Raw genomic sequence first — 14,889 nt, forward strand, 5'->3', positions numbered from 1 at the left:
TGATTATATAATAACAAGTTGCCCGTTTATGGCTCCCGCCTCTTTCAACGCTTCAAGGATAGCCATTAAGTCACCAGGGGCGGCACCAACTTCGTTTATCGCTCTCACTAAATCATCAAGGCTAATACCTGGATTAAACACAAAAGCGCGAGAGTCATCTTCATTAACATCGATAATACTTTGGTTTGTCACCACCGTCTCGCCTTCGCTCAGTGCATTCGGCTGCGATACGTTTTGCTGCTCAGCAATGGTCACGGTTAATCCACCGTGGGTAATTGCAGCTGGCTGTAATTTTACGTTTTTACCAATAACAATGGTGCCCGTACGTGAATTGACAATAATTTTTGCCGCAGTATCAGCCGGTGTGAACTCTAAGTTTTCAAGCGTTGATAAATACGATACGCGCTGCGATGCATCGCGCGGTGCAATGACACGTACAGACGCTGCATCAATTGCTTGAGCACTGTTTGGCCCAACTAAATCATTAATAGTTTGCTCTAGGCGCTTTGCCGTTGTGAAATCTGGACGATTCAAATTAAAGGTGATGTAGTCACCTTGCATAAACGGGCTTTTAACAGCGCGCTCAACCGTTGCCCCATTCGGAATTCGGCCAACGGTGGGAGTGTTTATAATCACTCGGCTGCCATCAGCACCTTCTGCGCCTAGACCACCCACGACCAAACTGCCCTGTGCAATGGCATACGTATTACCATCAACCCCTTTCAAAAAGGTTTGTAATAACGTACCACCGCGTAAGCTTCCTGCACTACCAATTGAAGACACGGTAATATCAATGGTTTGACCTGGTTTTCTAAACGCGGGTAACTCGGCATGTACAGCAACGGCTGCAACATTTTTAATCTTTGGTTTTAAGTTCGCAGGAAGCGTGATACCGAAGCTATTTAACATCGCTTTAAAGCTCTGCTCTGTAAAACGACTTTGCTCGCCCGTGCCAGGTAAACCCACCACTAAACCATAACCGACTAATTGATTTGAGCGTACACCCTCAACCATAGACACATCTTTAACTCGCTCAGCCTGAACAGAAAACTGTATACTAATTAAGCAAAGAGCAATAATGTATTTAAACCCATTCATGATTTGTATCCTCTAAAATGGGAAAATAGAACTGCTAAAGAAACGAGTTAACCAACCCGCACTTTGCGCTTCTTGAAGTTGACCTTTACCTGAGTATTGAATGCGCGCATTCGCAACTCGGTTTGAAGTCACCGTATTATCTGCTGTCACATCTTGGGGACGCACTAAACCTTCAAGACGAATAAACTCTTCACCGGTATTTAAAGTAAGCCACTTTTCGCCACGGATCACTAAGTTACCGTTCGGCAAAACTCGCATAACATTAACTGAAATATCACCAAATAAGCTGTTCGATTGATTCGATTTAGAATCACCTTTAAATGATGAATCTGAACCAATACCAAATTGGATACTATCACCACCTATATTCACAGGATTGCCGCCTAAACCAATGACTGGGTCAAGGCTTGCGTCAGTTTCTTTATCGGTTTCGGTTTTCGCCGCTTTGGTTGCCTGAGTCGATTCTTGCAGTTTAACCGTGATGATATCGCCTGCTCGCAACGCTTTTTTATCTGAATACAGGTCATTTGATAAATAACTATCAAATAATGAACCAGTGGGTACCATTTGCTCTGCTGCAGGCTCAGGATACATTGGCGCATAGTAAGGGTCATCCTGAACCACATGGTTATTTTGTGTTGCCATACAACCACCGAGCAATAACGCTGTTGATGTGACTAAGATAATGTTACGCATGCTGCCTCCTACCCATTATAACTGTTGGTTAATGTAACTAAGCATTTCATCAACAGCCGAAATCACTTTTGAATTCATTTCATAAATTCGCTGTGTTTCAATGAGGTTAACGAGCTCTTCTGTTACATTCACATTTGAAGTTTCAAGTGAACCTTGTACAACAGTTCCTAAACCATCAATACCGGGATTACCTTGCACAGGAGCCCCACTTACAGCCGTTTCGGTGTAAAGGTTTTGACCCATAGGCTCAAGGCCAGATGGATTGATGAAATCACTGATAGTTAGCTGACCAATAACAACATTGTCAGCTTGGCCTGAGATACGCACCGACACTTCACCATCTTGTGATACCGTAATTGATTGTGCATCGTCTGGCACATTCATCTCTGGTTGCACAGGAAAACCGGCTCCCGCGGTAACAATGCGGCCATCTTCATCGGTGGTAAATTGACCATTACGCGAATAAGCGATATTGCCATCTGGGAGTAAGACCTCAAAAAAGCCCGGTCCTGAAATCATCCAATCCAATGAATTTTCAGTGGTAAGCATGTTACCTTGTGAAAAGTTCTTTTGGTTAGCAACCACTTTCGCACCCGCGCCTAACATCAAACCTGATGGCATTTCAGTGTCTTGTGAGGAACGACCACCTGGCTGATTAATATTTTGATACAGTAAATCTTCAAATACGGCGCGGCTTTTTTTGTAACCGACCGTGCTGGCATTCGCGAGATTATTTGAGATCACCGAAATATCGGTTTGTTGGGCGTCAAGCCCGGTTTTACTGATCCACAATGCAGGATTCATAACTCTACCCTCTCAGTCATCTTAAACAATGCGTAACAGCTGATCTTGACGTTCATCAAGCTCTTCCGCTGTTTTCATCAATTTAACTTGTAATTCAAATTGGCGTTGATTGCTGATCATATCGACCATTTCGTGTACGGGGTTAACGTTGGACATTTCAAGGGTGCCCGAAAGCACTTTTACATTAGTTGAAATATCGCAAAAACCACATAAATCATTTACCAACATGTCTGGCTTTGGCCTAAATAAGCCATCATTGCCTTTTTCTAGTTGATTGTTATCGGCTTCGATTACCTTTAAGCGATCAACCACTTCTAAAAAGTTTGCAGGTGCCCCTTGTGGACGCACCTGAATTGACCCATCAGAACTAAATTCAATCTTCTCGATTGGTAAAGGCAAAATAATGGGGCCACCTTCGCCAATAACTTGACGACCATGACTGGTCATCAATGCGCCATCGGGAGTAATATTCAGCGTGCCTGTTTTGGTATAGGCTTCATTGCCCGATGCATCTTGTACGCTTAACCAACCCCGATCACTCATGGCAATATCAAGTTCTCGGCCTGTTTCAACAAAACCACCCGACTCCATGTTAGAACCTGGGCGCTCTTGCATTGCGAATACACGCGATGGCAAACCTTCGCCAAATGCTTGCATTGAGCGTGCTTGTGCAAAATCAGCTTTAAAGCCAGTGGTGTTTGCATTTGCTAAGTTGTTTGCCTTTAATTCAAGGCCACGCAAGCTTTGCTTTGCACCAGACATGGCAATGTAGACCATTTTGTCCATAACATTGACTCACTAAAAATACGATAACTATGAAATGCAATAAAAGTGCCAAAGTAAAATTGACGCGGAAATAAGCAAAGGAAAATAAAAAAAGGCTGCCAATAGAGGGGGCAGCCTTTCGTGTCGGATTAAACTTAGAGCCGCTAAAATTAACGGATCTGTAAGATATTTTGTTGTAATGTTGAGTTAACTTCTAAGGCACGTGAGTTCGCCTGGAAATTACGCTGTGCGCTGATAAGGTCAACCAGTTCATTCGTTAAGTTAACGTTTGATTGCTCAAGTGCTGATGAGTTAATTGAACCCAATGTGCCTGAGTTTGGCTCACCCGCAATAGGCTCGCCCGAGGTTAAACTTTTCTTCCAAGAAGTGTCACCCGCTTGTTGTAAGCCTTGAGAGTTTGAAAAGCGCACCATAGCCACTTGGCCTAAGAATGAAGTATCGCCATTGCTGTATGAAGCAACTACTTTTCCATCTGCACCAATATCAATGCCCGCTAAACGACCGACTGTCGCACCATCTTGCTCAAGTGCTTTTACTTCAAAGTTACTGGCGTATTGCGTAGGCACTTTATTAGCGGTGCCTGCTTCATCACGCCAATTAACCGTGATTTCATTCGGGAACTGTGCGCCATTACCAAGTAGTGTCGATAAACCTGACGAAGCATTTGAAGGCAAAATAATGTCATCAAATGTGGTTTCTGGAGCGGTTACGTTCGGTAAACCCGCCGCCGTGAACTCAAGTGTATCAATTGGCGTGTGTGCACCTGTGCCCGTTGCAGCACCTGAAGCATCAAACGCTTGACCATCCATTGTGGCGTACACTTCCCACGTATTTGGCGTTGCTGTAGGGTCTTGCTTTACAAAAAATAACTGCACAACATGCGGCTCACCTAATGAGTCATAAACAGTTGTTGAAGTAGACGAGTTATAGCTCGTGCTATCAGTTGGATCAAAGGTTGTCGTTGTTGGCGTATCGACACGTGCGTCTAAATTCATTGAGCTGTAGATATTACTCGTATGACGAGGCGAACCTGAAGCATCAGGAATTTGAATCGGTGAAGTAGTACTTAAACTTACCGACGTCGTATTACCCGTTGATGGGTCAACAGGGAAACCTTGCAGGTAGTTACCATTGGCATCAACAACAAAGTTATCTGAATTTAATTTAAATGCACCCGCGCGCGTATATGTAAAGTCTTGTGATGCGATGTCATCACTCATCGCAAAATAACCTTCCCCTGTGATTGCTAAATCAAGTGAGTTATTTGTGAATGATAACGACCCTTGGTGAAACTGTTGTGCAACCGTTGCTGTTTTAACACCGTCGCCGTTTTTTGTTTTACCAGAACTAAATACTGACGATGCGTACACATCAGCAAACTCAGCACGTGACTCTTTAAAGCCCGTTGTGTTTACGTTGGCAATATTATTTGCCGTTACGTCTAAATCTTTTTGTGCGGCTGCTAAACCTGTTAATGCAATATTGAAGCTCATAACTCACCTCTAACCTATCTCTTAGCCTAAGCTAACCCAAACCTTTTTAATTATGCGATTTCAGCTATATCAGTTAGCCTAACCGCACCCTCTTTTGTATTTACGATAATGCCGCTGCTGCCATTAATATTGACACTTTCAATGTTCTTAAAGGTTGCCAGAGGCATGCTACTGTAATCTCCATTTACGAAGCCTTCAGCGCTAATATTGTATTCGCCTTCAGGAAGAACATTGCCCTCACCATCTTTACCATCCCATTCGAAACGATGAGCACCGGCAGATTTCGATCCTAAATCAATAGTGCGAACTAATTGTCCCGTCGAATCAGTGATTCTTAACGTAAGAGATTCAACAGTTGTTTCTGCCACAACGGAACCTTTAGCTAAATTTTCGCCATCAAAGTCAATAGTCTCTGACTCAAGCAATGCTTGCTTACCCACTAACGTTGACGCTTGTAATGCCGAATTTGATGTCATGGATGCAGTGAGTGACTCAAATTTTGTGTTTAAATTTGAAATACCTTCTGCCATGGTAAAGTTCGTCATTTGCGCAATCATTTGATCGTTATCAGCAGGATTGCTCGGATCTTGAAACGACAACTGCTGCGTTAACAACGAAAAGAAATCTTCTTGAGACAGTGTATTACTGTCTTCTTTTGCTGTTGGCGTGTTTGTCTCATTCCAACGCAAGCTATCCATATAGGATGATGATGCAGAGCTGATGTCGTTACTCATAACTTATCCTCGATTACCGTTGTCCTAACAACAGTGTTTTACTTAACATTTGCTTAGCTGCATCAGCAACTTGCACATTTGTTTGGTAAGAGCGAGAGGCAGAAATCATATTAGCCATTTCTTCTACAACGTTGACATTTGGTTTATAGATATACCCATTTTCATCCGCGCTGGGGTGATTCGGGTTGTATTCTATTTGTAGCGGCTTATCGCTCTCTACAATGCCTAATACTTTAACGCCAACAGAAGAGCCCTGCGGATTACTTTGCGATGCTGACGCTTTTGTAAGTTCAGCAGCAAACACAGGATGGCGCGCTCGGTATGTCTGGTCTTGGCTTGAGCTAATTGTATTTGCATTCGAAATATTACTTGCTGTGGTATTTAAGCGAACATTTTGTGCGCTCATACCCGTGCCCGAAATATCAAAAACATTATATAAACTCATGATTAAGCTCCTTGACTACCGAGGGCTTTTTTAAGGCCTTTAATTTTACTACTCATAAATTGCAGGCTTGCCTGATACTCTAATGAGTTTTGTACATACAAGTTTCGTTCCACTTGTATATCAACAGAGTTACCATCACCTGTATCTGCTTGATTTGGCGTACGAAACATTTCTGAATTACCAACAAATCGACTGCCACCGGCAAGGTGTTTCTCATCCGTTCTTACCATGCTATTGCCGCCGTGCTGGTTGCTTTTTGCCGCTTTTAATGCGGATGCAAAATCGACATCTTTCGCTTTATAGCCCGGCGTATCAGCATTAGCGATATTTGTCGCTAATAACTCAGCGCGTTGTGAACGGATCAACATGGCATGAGGATGCACACCAAATGCTTTATCAAAACTGATAGCCATAACCATCTCCAAAAATTTGACTCTCCTTAGCTAATGCAAAAGGTAAGCCAAAAATTAAGCATGATTATTTTATAATTAAGGTGTTGATATATAATGAAATTAGCAACCTAAGAACTAGGTTGCTAAGGAAAGATTACTTTTTCTGGTAGATGATACCCGGATTACATCGCACCATATCAAAACTGTCACTAAGGCCAGCCATTGACTCTGAAGCGCCTAAAAACAGGTAGCCTTTTGGATTAAGTGCTTGCGCAAATTGCGCGATAATTTTTGCTTTTACTTCGGGTGCAAAGTAGATCAATACATTACGGCAAAAAATAATATCAAATTTACCCATCAAGGCATACGAATCCAATAAGTTTAAATGCCTAAAACTGACCATTTTCTTTATTGGATCAACTACTTGAGCCATACCGTTACCACTGTCTTTAAAAAACTTTTGACGTCTTTCAACAGACAAACCACGTGCCAAAGCCAGTGAGTCATATTCTGCGTTTTTACACATATCAAGCATAGTATTAGAAATATCTGTGCCGATAATTTGTGCGCCCATTTTTAAAACGCCAGGTTGCTTAGATTGAAACTCAGCAACCGACATGGCAATAGAATACGGTTCTTGACCTGATGAACTTGCCGCTGACCAAATTTTAATTGGACGACGCAATTCTTTGAATTCAGGGAAAAGTTTAGTTTTAAGCAATTCAAATGGGTATTGATCACGAAACCACAAAGTTTCGTTTGTTGTCATTGCATCAACCACTGCGGCACGAAGCTGCCTCTCGTGAGGACTCAAGGTTTTACTTACCAACTGTGACAATGACTCAACATTAAAACGCGCCATCAAGGGTGCCAGGCGACTTTTCACTAAATAAAGTTTGTTATCGCCTAGTACAATGCCACATTGTTGCTCTAAAAAAGAGCGGAACTGATCGTATTCGCTTTGTTGTAAGTGCTTATTTTCCAAAGTAATACCACCTATAAATAATTAATCACAATGAACCCACTTTTTAACGGCAGTCGCTAATTCGTCTGGGTTAAATTTTGCAATAAAATCATCGGCACCCACTTTTTCTATCATCGCTTGATTAAAAACACCACTGAGTGATGTATGCAAGATTACATGCAAAGGTGATAACTTTGGATCGGCCTTAATTTCTGCGGTTAAGGTGTAGCCATCCATTTCTGGCATTTCAACGTCTGAAATTAACAAGCCAACTCGCTCAGTAATATTATTTACACAATCAAGTTCTGCTATTTCACGTAAGCGTATTAAAGCTTCTTTACCATTTTTAGCGAGTTCAGTTTGTACACCGAGAGGTTCTAACGCACGTTTTACCTGATTACGCGCAACGGCCGAGTCATCAGCAATAAAAACGATTCGCTCCCCTAAATCTTTTTGGATTTCTCCCTCACCAATCACATCCGCACTTACTTCAGTGTTAACAGGGCAAATTTCGTTAAGGATCTTCTCGACGTCTAAGATTTCTACCAGTTCGTTTTCTATTTCAGTGACCGCGGTTAAATAAGAGTAACGCCCTGCACCTGAAGGTGGCGGCATAATTTTTTCCCAGTTCATATTAACGATGCGCTCTACGCCACCGACTAAGAACCCTTGCACTGAACGATTGTATTCCGCGATGATAATAAAACTATCTTTGATATTTTCAATGGCAGGACCGCCAACAGCCATTGATAAATCGATAACAGAAATGGTTTGACCACGAATGTGTGCAACACCACGAATATAAGCATTCGATTTTGGCATGTTTGTAAGCGGTGGACATTGTAGAACCTCTCTTACTTTAAACACGTTAATACCAAAGCGTTGTCGCCCTCTGAGTTTGAATAATAGTAATTCAAGGCGGTTTTGCCCAACCAACTGTGTACGCTGGTTTACTGAGTCTAAAATGCCTGCCATTTCAATCTCCTAAAGATAAACAACCAGAGCCGGAACAATAATTGCTTACTTTGTGTTAAAGCTACATAAGGTTACGAAGCGTCTGTTTTTTGACGCAAAATATTTATACCTTGTTTTCAACAATAAGCATAGTCGAAACAATATGAGTTTGTTAAAAAAAAGCCGAAGATACAGTGTTTTTTATTTTCTTTCTAGCTTGTTATTTGCCACGCATCTACAAGCTGAAGTGTATAATAACGAGCAACTTCAACAAATCGCTATTGATTTTGTCAGCGAGCAGATCCCCGATCTCGATACAGCACCGCAAGTAAGTGCATTACCACTTGATAGCCGTATTCCAGAAAGATTGTGTGAATCGCCATTAAATAAAACATTACCGACAGAACCTCCTTTTAATCGGCAGGTTACCGTACAACTTAAATGCGATGACATAAATAGTTGGACTCAATATGTGCATGTTCGCATTATTGAGCTGGAACCCGTTGTTGTCGTAACAACCAATTTAGCACGCGGTGAAGTAATTAGAGCAGAGCATTTGCGCTTAGAGATGAAACCTAAGCAGTTTGTAAGAACGCAATATGTTCAAGAAAAATCAATGCTTGTCGGCAGTCGTAGCAAGCGCAATATTCGCAGTGGTGTGCCTATTGTAATGAGCCATGTTTGCATGGTGTGTAAAGGCGACAATGTGACTATTTATGCTTCACTGCGTGGCTTGAGGATCAAAACAACAGGTATTGCGCTTGAAGATGGCACATTAGACGAATTAGTACGTGTAAAAAACAAAAAATCAGGTAAAGTATTAAATGCACGTGTGGATGGTGTTGAGTCTGTGCAAGTGAATATTTAATTTTTTATATTTATGCTAAAGTATCCGCTGTGCCCGCCGATATATAGGCATATGTTGGGTAATGTATAGGTCAAAAATTATGGTAAGCAATGTCAATAATGGTCAACAACAAACTTCTGTGTTGACGAATACCAAGCAAAAAAATCTTGATTTACAAAAAGATAACGCTAACGCGGCAGCGGCAAAATCGACAGCGCCAAAAGCAAGTGCAGATTCGGTAAGCTTAACGCCTCAAGCTAAACAACTTAAATCTTTACAAGATAAAGCTGAACAGTCGTCTGGCTTTGATAGCAATAAAGTGGCTGAGTTAAAAAAAGCAATCAGCGAAGGTAAATACCAAATTGATGCTGAAAAGTTAGCTAAAAATATCGCCGCATTTGAGTTTGATGTGTATGGCTGATCATAATCATTTAATCGCCAGCAAATTAACACAACAAGTCACTTGTTTAGAGTCTATTGCTGTGCTTTTGGATGATGAATTAACAGCCATTGCTGCAAAACGTGGTGAGGGGCTAAAAAGTATTGCCCAACAAAAAGTCTCTCTACTACAGCAAATTCAGTTAATAGATAAAGAAGTGCAAACGCTGGTTAGCAAAAATGACTCGCCAGATGATGAAGTAAACGAACTCATTTCTAAAGTAAACTCTCTTCTTGCAGCCTGTAAAAAGAAAAATGATGTGAATGCACATGCAGCTCATCAAGCCCAGCTTAGTGTTAAGCAACTCAAAGATATCTTGATTGGCGCACCTTCATCGATGACCTACGATCAAGGTGGCAGTGTGATTCAAGGCGATAAAAAAATAGTGCATAACCTTAAAGCATAATGCCCGTTTCTCGTTTCTAGTTACTCGTTTCTCGTTACCCGTTGCTAGTTACTAGTTGCTCGTTACTCGTTGCTCGTTGCTCGTTACTAGTTGCTCGTTACTCGTTGCTCGTTACTAGTTGCTCGTTACTCGTTGCTCGTTACTCGTTACTCGTTTTACAAACTACCCAATTCAAAAAGAAAGCGCGATAATTATCGCGCTTTTCTTATTTAAGCTTAACTATTTATCTAAATATCAATTGAGTTATTGCCTCCCTCAATGAGTTTTTTGATTAGCTCATCTGACTCACTTTGGATATTACTGGCAGGCTCTGAAGTGACTTCTGAATTGCCTGTAAATGCTAAGCTCTGACTTTCACTGTCGCTATCAAGGGCAAGTAAATTACTTTGCTCACTATCACTTAAGACATCTTCGATAGTCACGTCAAGCGCAGCAATACCACCACTTGAGGTTGGCTCTGGGCTTGCATCTAATAGAACAAGGCTAAGATCAATACTTTCTGCAGTTTGCTCGTCAGCCTCAATGCTGTCAGATCCTAAGGCCATTTCTTCAGGACCCGCACCGCCAGTGCTTGCGGGCTCTCCATTAATTTCAATATCATTGCCGTTAATATCAACAACGCGCACATTACCAATTGAATCTGTAATGCTAAAGCGTGCATCTGCTAGGCCTAAACCCAATATATCAAGCAAGTTAATATCAACGATACCTATTGACCACTGTCCATTTTGTACAACCGAGCCGCCTTCACTCAATAAGGTGATCCCTAAAGCAAGGGCGTTATCTAATTGCACGATTGCCCCATCTTCTGCATCACTTGTGCCTTCAAACCCTGTTACAACCAAACCTAAAGCTGCAGTGTTAGTTACGATATTTTCAAGTGTCGGCGGAATCGTATCAATTTCTAATCCTGAAATTGCACCCGTTGTTACGCCACTACTAACAATCGTTGCGGTTACCGTGTAAGTGCCATCCACTAACGCACTGTCTGGTGTTACACTCCAAGTGCCATCACTTAATGAGGTAACCGTTTTCGTTTGTTGCGTAGTGCCATTATCAAACACCACTTCTATTTCACTGTTTGGTGCAATTGATTTACCCGTAATGAGCGGGGTGTCATCGTTGGTTAGCTGTAACCCATCATCAATGGTTATAGTCAATCCAGCATCAATAATACCTGAGGCTGTTTGCTCTGTAGTGCGGTCTTCAGCATCTGTGACACTTGCCGTTACGGTGTAAGTGCCATCAACAAGTTCAGATAATACTTCCACTGACCAAGTGCCATTACTGTTCACTAAGGTCGTTAGCGTTTGTGAAGCACCATCGGCACCTTGCACAATCAGTGTCACAGTTTGCCCTGTGCCCACAGTACTTGTGCCGCTTATCACTGGCGTTGTGTCTGCTGAGATAGCGGGTACATCTAATGTCAATTCAGGGGCAGAATTGTCAAAAGTGTCTGTACTAATAGTCGTGGTATTACCGGCGGCATCTGTCGCTGTTGCCTCTACATAAGCTAAGTTCAATAATGACACCGACAAGTTCAATACTTGCCAATCACCATTGGCATCAACGGTTGCTGTATATGGCACACCAGCCACTCCACCGACGAGGTAGTTTGTTATCGTAATAACACTGCCTTCAGGTAAGTCAGATGTACCAGATAAAGAGACCAACAGACCTAATAGGAACGATGGCACAATGGTGAGCTCTGGGGCTACGGTATCAACTTCGCCACCTGTTTTACTGTCTGTCCCGGTATTACCCGCAGTATCCGTGATACTTGCAGTAACAGAATAAACTCCATCGGCCAACACTTGATCTGCTGCTGCTTGCCAGTCACCGTTCGCATCGGTGGTCGTTGTAACACTGTGCTGTGCTCCACCGGCTGCAATAAAGGTGACTGTAATAGTGCTATTGGCCGCATCAGACGTACCACTAATAAGAGGGGTTGAGTCGTTCGTTAAAGTTAAACTACTTTGATCAATGCTAACGACAGGTGCTGTGGTATCAACCGCAGATGTCGTTGAAGCGCTGCCATTGTTTCCTGCGGTATCTGTCACGACTGCTGTTACCGTATACGCTCCCTCAGCAAGTGCTTGAGTCGCTTCAACTTGCCAATTTAAACTTGCATCTAGTGTCGTTTCGACACTGTGACTTACGCCGGCAGAGTCTACAAACGTAACGACTACTCGATTGCCTGCCACTGCGCCAGTTGCACTGCCCATTATCACTGGCGTTAAATCGGTTGAAACAGCCACAGTGTCAATGACCACATTCGCAGGTGTAATATCAATCACACCCGATGCAGAGGCTGAGCTGGTGTTACCAGCAGTGTCAGAAACGCTTGCTGAAATCGTGTAGGCACCTTCAGCTAATGCTGTACCTAATGCAACAGACCAAGCACCTGATGCGCCAACAACCGCAGATGCTGTCACAATATCGCCCGCACTGTCGGTGACACTTATCGTCACCACGCTACCCTGTGGTGCATCACTTGTACCACTGATTGTTGGTGTGGTGTCATTCGTGATTGCTGGAGAGTCAACTGTTAACGCTGGCGAAGTGAGATCGATGCCACCTTGACGACTTGCCGTACCAGTGAGTCCATCTTCAGATACACTTGCTGTAACAGTATAGTTTCCTTCGCTGAGTGGCGTTGTTAAGTCTACAGTCCATGCACCGCTGCTAATAGTGGCGATAGCTGTTTGGCTATTACCAAGTGCATCGACAACAGTAATGGTCACTTGAATACCGTCAGCTGCATCACTTGTTCCCGAAATGGTCGGTGTGGTGTCGTTAGTGACTGCAAGAGCATCAATCGAAATTGTAGGTGCATTGGTATCAAGCGTTGCCGTGTCTGTTACCGTTGCCGTGTTGTTTGCAGCATCGGTAATTGTCGCTGTAATAGTCAGTAAGCCATCAGCCAATGCTGTTGGAACATCTGCTGACCATGACCCATCAGCCTGAACAGTTGCAGTAAAGCTGTATGTATTCCCATCATTTACCACACTAATATTTACGGTGCTGCCTGCAGGCTCATTGGTGCTACCACTAATTGTTGGTGTTGAATCATTAATAGTCCCTAAACCATCAAGAACCAACTCAGGTGTAAGAGTATCAATTGACCCCGTTTCGGTGTCAGTACCAACATTACCTGCAACATCTGTGATAGTCGCTGTAACACTATAATTGCCATCTGGCATAGTACTCGGTGTTACTTGCCATGACCCATCACTTTGGACGGTTGCCGTTAATGTTTGTATATCGTTGTTGCTATCTGTCACCGTAACAGAAACCTGAGTACCGGTGGCTTCTGTCGATGTGCCAGAAATAACAGGCGTACTTGAGTTACCAATTCCCAACGTGTCTATCACTACGACAGGCGCAACTGTATCAACCGTTATCGATGCCGTTGCAGTTTGCGTATTATTAGCATCATCCGTTATGGTCGCCGTAATAGTGTAACTGCCATCGGTAATATCAACCGGTACTATAAACTGCCAAGTACCATCTGATGCTACTGTGGTGGTAATGGTTTGTCCTGCAACCTCAACGATAACTAAGCCGCCTATTTCGTTACTACTACCTGAAATAGTTGGACGCGCGTCAGAGGTGCCATCAACCGCGTTAACAACTAAGGTTGGCGCAATGCTGTCTAACACACCCGATGTTTGCTCTGTAGTTAAATTACCGACCTGATCCCTTACCGATGCCGTTACTGTAAAGGTCCCTTCAGCTAGCGCTGTGGGCACATCGACAGACCAAGTTTGGTTACTTTGCACAGTTGCAGTAAAGGTTTGTGAATCACCATTGGCATCTTGAACGGTGATGTTGATCACCGTGCCTTCTCCCATATCCGTTGTGCCCGAAATGGTTGGGGTTGTATCATTTGTTAATGCATCAACAGTAACCGTCAGCTCAGGCGCCACATTATCAAATTCTAATGTGCTCACAGTAGCAGTGTTACCCGCCGCATCTGTGCCACTTGCCGTAACATAAGCCAGGCTAATAAGTGGGACAGTAATGTTGGCAAGCGTCCAATTACCATTTGCATCAGTCGTGGCGGTATAAGTCGCACCTATTAAGCCCCCTACTAAATGTTCAGTAATTGTGATCACACTGCCTTCTGGCAAATCTGATGTGCCCGATAAGCCAACTAAATTTCCTAATAAGAATGAAGGAATAATACGGATATCTGGTGCAACTGTATCAACTACACCGCTGTCTGTGGCGCTGCTGTTATTACCGGCTGAATCACTGATACTTGCTGTCACACTGTAGTTACCATCGGCCAATGCTTGCGTCGCATCGACACTCCAATTACCTGAGGCATCGGTGGTCACTGTCACTGTGTGGCTGGTGCCATTGGCATCAGTAAAGGTCACATCTAAATTAGTATTGGCTAAGTCTGATGAACCTGTCACCGTTGGCGTATTGTCATTGGTTAGCGCTGGCGCATCAATGGTGATGGTTGGCGCGGTCACATCAATTGTGCCGGTTTCGGTGTCGGAGCCTGTATTACCGGCGGCATCACTCAGTGTCGCAACAACGGTGTAGTTTCCTTCCGCCAGTGCTGAGCTCAGCTCGACTGACCAACTGCCATCAGCCTGCACAATGGCTGTGGCGCTTTGTGTCGCCCCGTCACTGTCAGTCACGGTTAACAAGACTTGAGAGCCTGCTGCCGCACCACTGCTTTGGCCACTAATAACAGGGGTTACATCGTTGCTGTCGGCAATCGCATCAATACTAACAACAGGCGCGGTGATATCCACTTCACCGGTGGCACTTGCTGATGCTGGGTTACCAGCTTGATCGCTGACTGTCGCGGTAA

14 protein-coding genes are annotated in these 14,889 nt (G+C 43.3%); 3 read left to right on the forward strand and 11 right to left on the reverse strand.

What is annotated here, in order from left to right:
- Window positions 1-3: 3 nt before the first annotated feature.
- The 10 genes from ACSSVW_RS08110 to ACSSVW_RS08155 form a co-directional block, all read right to left on the reverse strand.
- Complete coding sequence (locus ACSSVW_RS08110) at window positions 4-1,098, reverse strand: flagellar basal body P-ring protein FlgI (RefSeq protein ID WP_417700178.1); 1,095 nt, start codon at window positions 1,096-1,098, stop codon at window positions 4-6.
- A gap of 12 nt (window positions 1,099-1,110) precedes the next feature.
- Window positions 1,111-1,794 carry a flagellar basal body L-ring protein FlgH gene (gene flgH / locus ACSSVW_RS08115; protein WP_036970191.1) on the reverse strand — a complete coding sequence of 228 codons (684 nt, stop codon included), beginning with the start codon at window positions 1,792-1,794 and terminating at the stop codon, window positions 1,111-1,113.
- 15 nt (window positions 1,795-1,809) lie between these two features.
- On the reverse strand, window positions 1,810-2,598 hold the full coding sequence (gene flgG / locus ACSSVW_RS08120; protein ID WP_036970195.1) for a flagellar basal-body rod protein FlgG: 789 nt from the start codon (window positions 2,596-2,598) through the stop codon (window positions 1,810-1,812).
- A gap of 21 nt (window positions 2,599-2,619) precedes the next feature.
- Window positions 2,620-3,384, reverse strand: a complete 765-nt coding sequence (locus ACSSVW_RS08125; protein ID WP_075593854.1) for a flagellar basal body rod protein FlgF — start codon at window positions 3,382-3,384, stop codon at window positions 2,620-2,622.
- Window positions 3,385-3,533: 149 nt separating this feature from the next.
- Window positions 3,534-4,877, reverse strand: a complete 1,344-nt coding sequence (gene flgE, locus ACSSVW_RS08130; RefSeq protein WP_454179124.1) for a flagellar hook protein FlgE — start codon at window positions 4,875-4,877, stop codon at window positions 3,534-3,536.
- Window positions 4,878-4,927: 50 nt separating this feature from the next.
- Window positions 4,928-5,611: a flagellar hook assembly protein FlgD gene (locus ACSSVW_RS08135; protein WP_074988698.1), complete on the reverse strand. Its 684-nt coding sequence runs from the start codon at window positions 5,609-5,611 to the stop codon at window positions 4,928-4,930.
- Window positions 5,612-5,624: 13 nt separating this feature from the next.
- On the reverse strand, window positions 5,625-6,056 hold the full coding sequence (flgC, locus tag ACSSVW_RS08140; RefSeq protein ID WP_036970207.1) for a flagellar basal body rod protein FlgC: 432 nt from the start codon (window positions 6,054-6,056) through the stop codon (window positions 5,625-5,627).
- Between the two features lie 2 nt (window positions 6,057-6,058).
- On the reverse strand, window positions 6,059-6,469 hold the full coding sequence (gene flgB / locus ACSSVW_RS08145; RefSeq protein ID WP_036971676.1) for a flagellar basal body rod protein FlgB: 411 nt from the start codon (window positions 6,467-6,469) through the stop codon (window positions 6,059-6,061).
- A gap of 133 nt (window positions 6,470-6,602) precedes the next feature.
- A complete protein-coding gene (locus ACSSVW_RS08150; protein WP_036970209.1) occupies window positions 6,603-7,433 on the reverse strand; it encodes a CheR family methyltransferase in 831 nt (276 codons plus the stop codon).
- A gap of 21 nt (window positions 7,434-7,454) precedes the next feature.
- Complete coding sequence (locus tag ACSSVW_RS08155; protein WP_036970211.1) at window positions 7,455-8,387, reverse strand: chemotaxis protein; 933 nt, start codon at window positions 8,385-8,387, stop codon at window positions 7,455-7,457.
- Between the two features lie 142 nt (window positions 8,388-8,529).
- On the opposite strand from ACSSVW_RS08155, the gene flgA reads away from it, so the two are divergent.
- From flgA to flgN, 3 genes are all read left to right on the forward strand, one after another.
- Window positions 8,530-9,234, forward strand: coding sequence for a flagellar basal body P-ring formation chaperone FlgA (gene flgA, locus ACSSVW_RS08160; RefSeq protein WP_036970214.1), 705 nt, complete (start codon window positions 8,530-8,532; stop codon window positions 9,232-9,234).
- Between the two features lie 79 nt (window positions 9,235-9,313).
- On the forward strand, window positions 9,314-9,634 hold the full coding sequence (gene flgM, locus ACSSVW_RS08165; protein ID WP_036970217.1) for a flagellar biosynthesis anti-sigma factor FlgM: 321 nt from the start codon (window positions 9,314-9,316) through the stop codon (window positions 9,632-9,634).
- Window positions 9,627-10,058 (forward strand): flagellar protein FlgN, encoded by a 432-nt coding sequence (gene flgN / locus ACSSVW_RS08170; protein ID WP_036970220.1) that lies wholly within the window; start codon window positions 9,627-9,629, stop codon window positions 10,056-10,058. The genes flgM and flgN overlap by 8 nt, the downstream gene beginning before the upstream one ends.
- A gap of 227 nt (window positions 10,059-10,285) precedes the next feature.
- Here flgN and ACSSVW_RS08175 read toward each other — a convergent pair.
- The coding region (locus tag ACSSVW_RS08175; RefSeq protein WP_454179125.1) for a beta strand repeat-containing protein at window positions 10,286-14,889 on the reverse strand (4,604 nt) is incomplete at its 5' end.

It is taken from the genome of Pseudoalteromonas sp. MBR-15 (assembly GCF_053628915.1).

Coding starts and splice junctions, on each gene's coding strand:
- flgH (WP_036970191.1), bottom strand. CDS start 1,794: ATGCGTAACATTATCTTAGTCACATCAACAGCGTTATTGCTCGGTGGT.
- flgN (WP_036970220.1), top strand. CDS start 9,627: ATGGCTGATCATAATCATTTAATCGCCAGCAAATTAACACAACAAGTC.
- ACSSVW_RS08155 (WP_036970211.1), bottom strand. CDS start 8,387: ATGGCAGGCATTTTAGACTCAGTAAACCAGCGTACACAGTTGGTTGGG.
- ACSSVW_RS08135 (WP_074988698.1), bottom strand. CDS start 5,611: ATGAGTAACGACATCAGCTCTGCATCATCATCCTATATGGATAGCTTG.
- flgM (WP_036970217.1), top strand. CDS start 9,314: ATGGTAAGCAATGTCAATAATGGTCAACAACAAACTTCTGTGTTGACG.
- flgE (WP_454179124.1), bottom strand. CDS start 4,877: ATGAGCTTCAATATTGCATTAACAGGTTTAGCAGCCGCACAAAAAGAT.
- ACSSVW_RS08125 (WP_075593854.1), bottom strand. CDS start 3,384: ATGGACAAAATGGTCTACATTGCCATGTCTGGTGCAAAGCAAAGCTTG.
- flgA (WP_036970214.1), top strand. CDS start 8,530: ATGAGTTTGTTAAAAAAAAGCCGAAGATACAGTGTTTTTTATTTTCTT.
- ACSSVW_RS08110 (WP_417700178.1), bottom strand. CDS start 1,098: ATGAATGGGTTTAAATACATTATTGCTCTTTGCTTAATTAGTATACAG.
- flgB (WP_036971676.1), bottom strand. CDS start 6,469: ATGGCTATCAGTTTTGATAAAGCATTTGGTGTGCATCCTCATGCCATG.
- flgG (WP_036970195.1), bottom strand. CDS start 2,598: ATGAATCCTGCATTGTGGATCAGTAAAACCGGGCTTGACGCCCAACAA.
- flgC (WP_036970207.1), bottom strand. CDS start 6,056: ATGAGTTTATATAATGTTTTTGATATTTCGGGCACGGGTATGAGCGCA.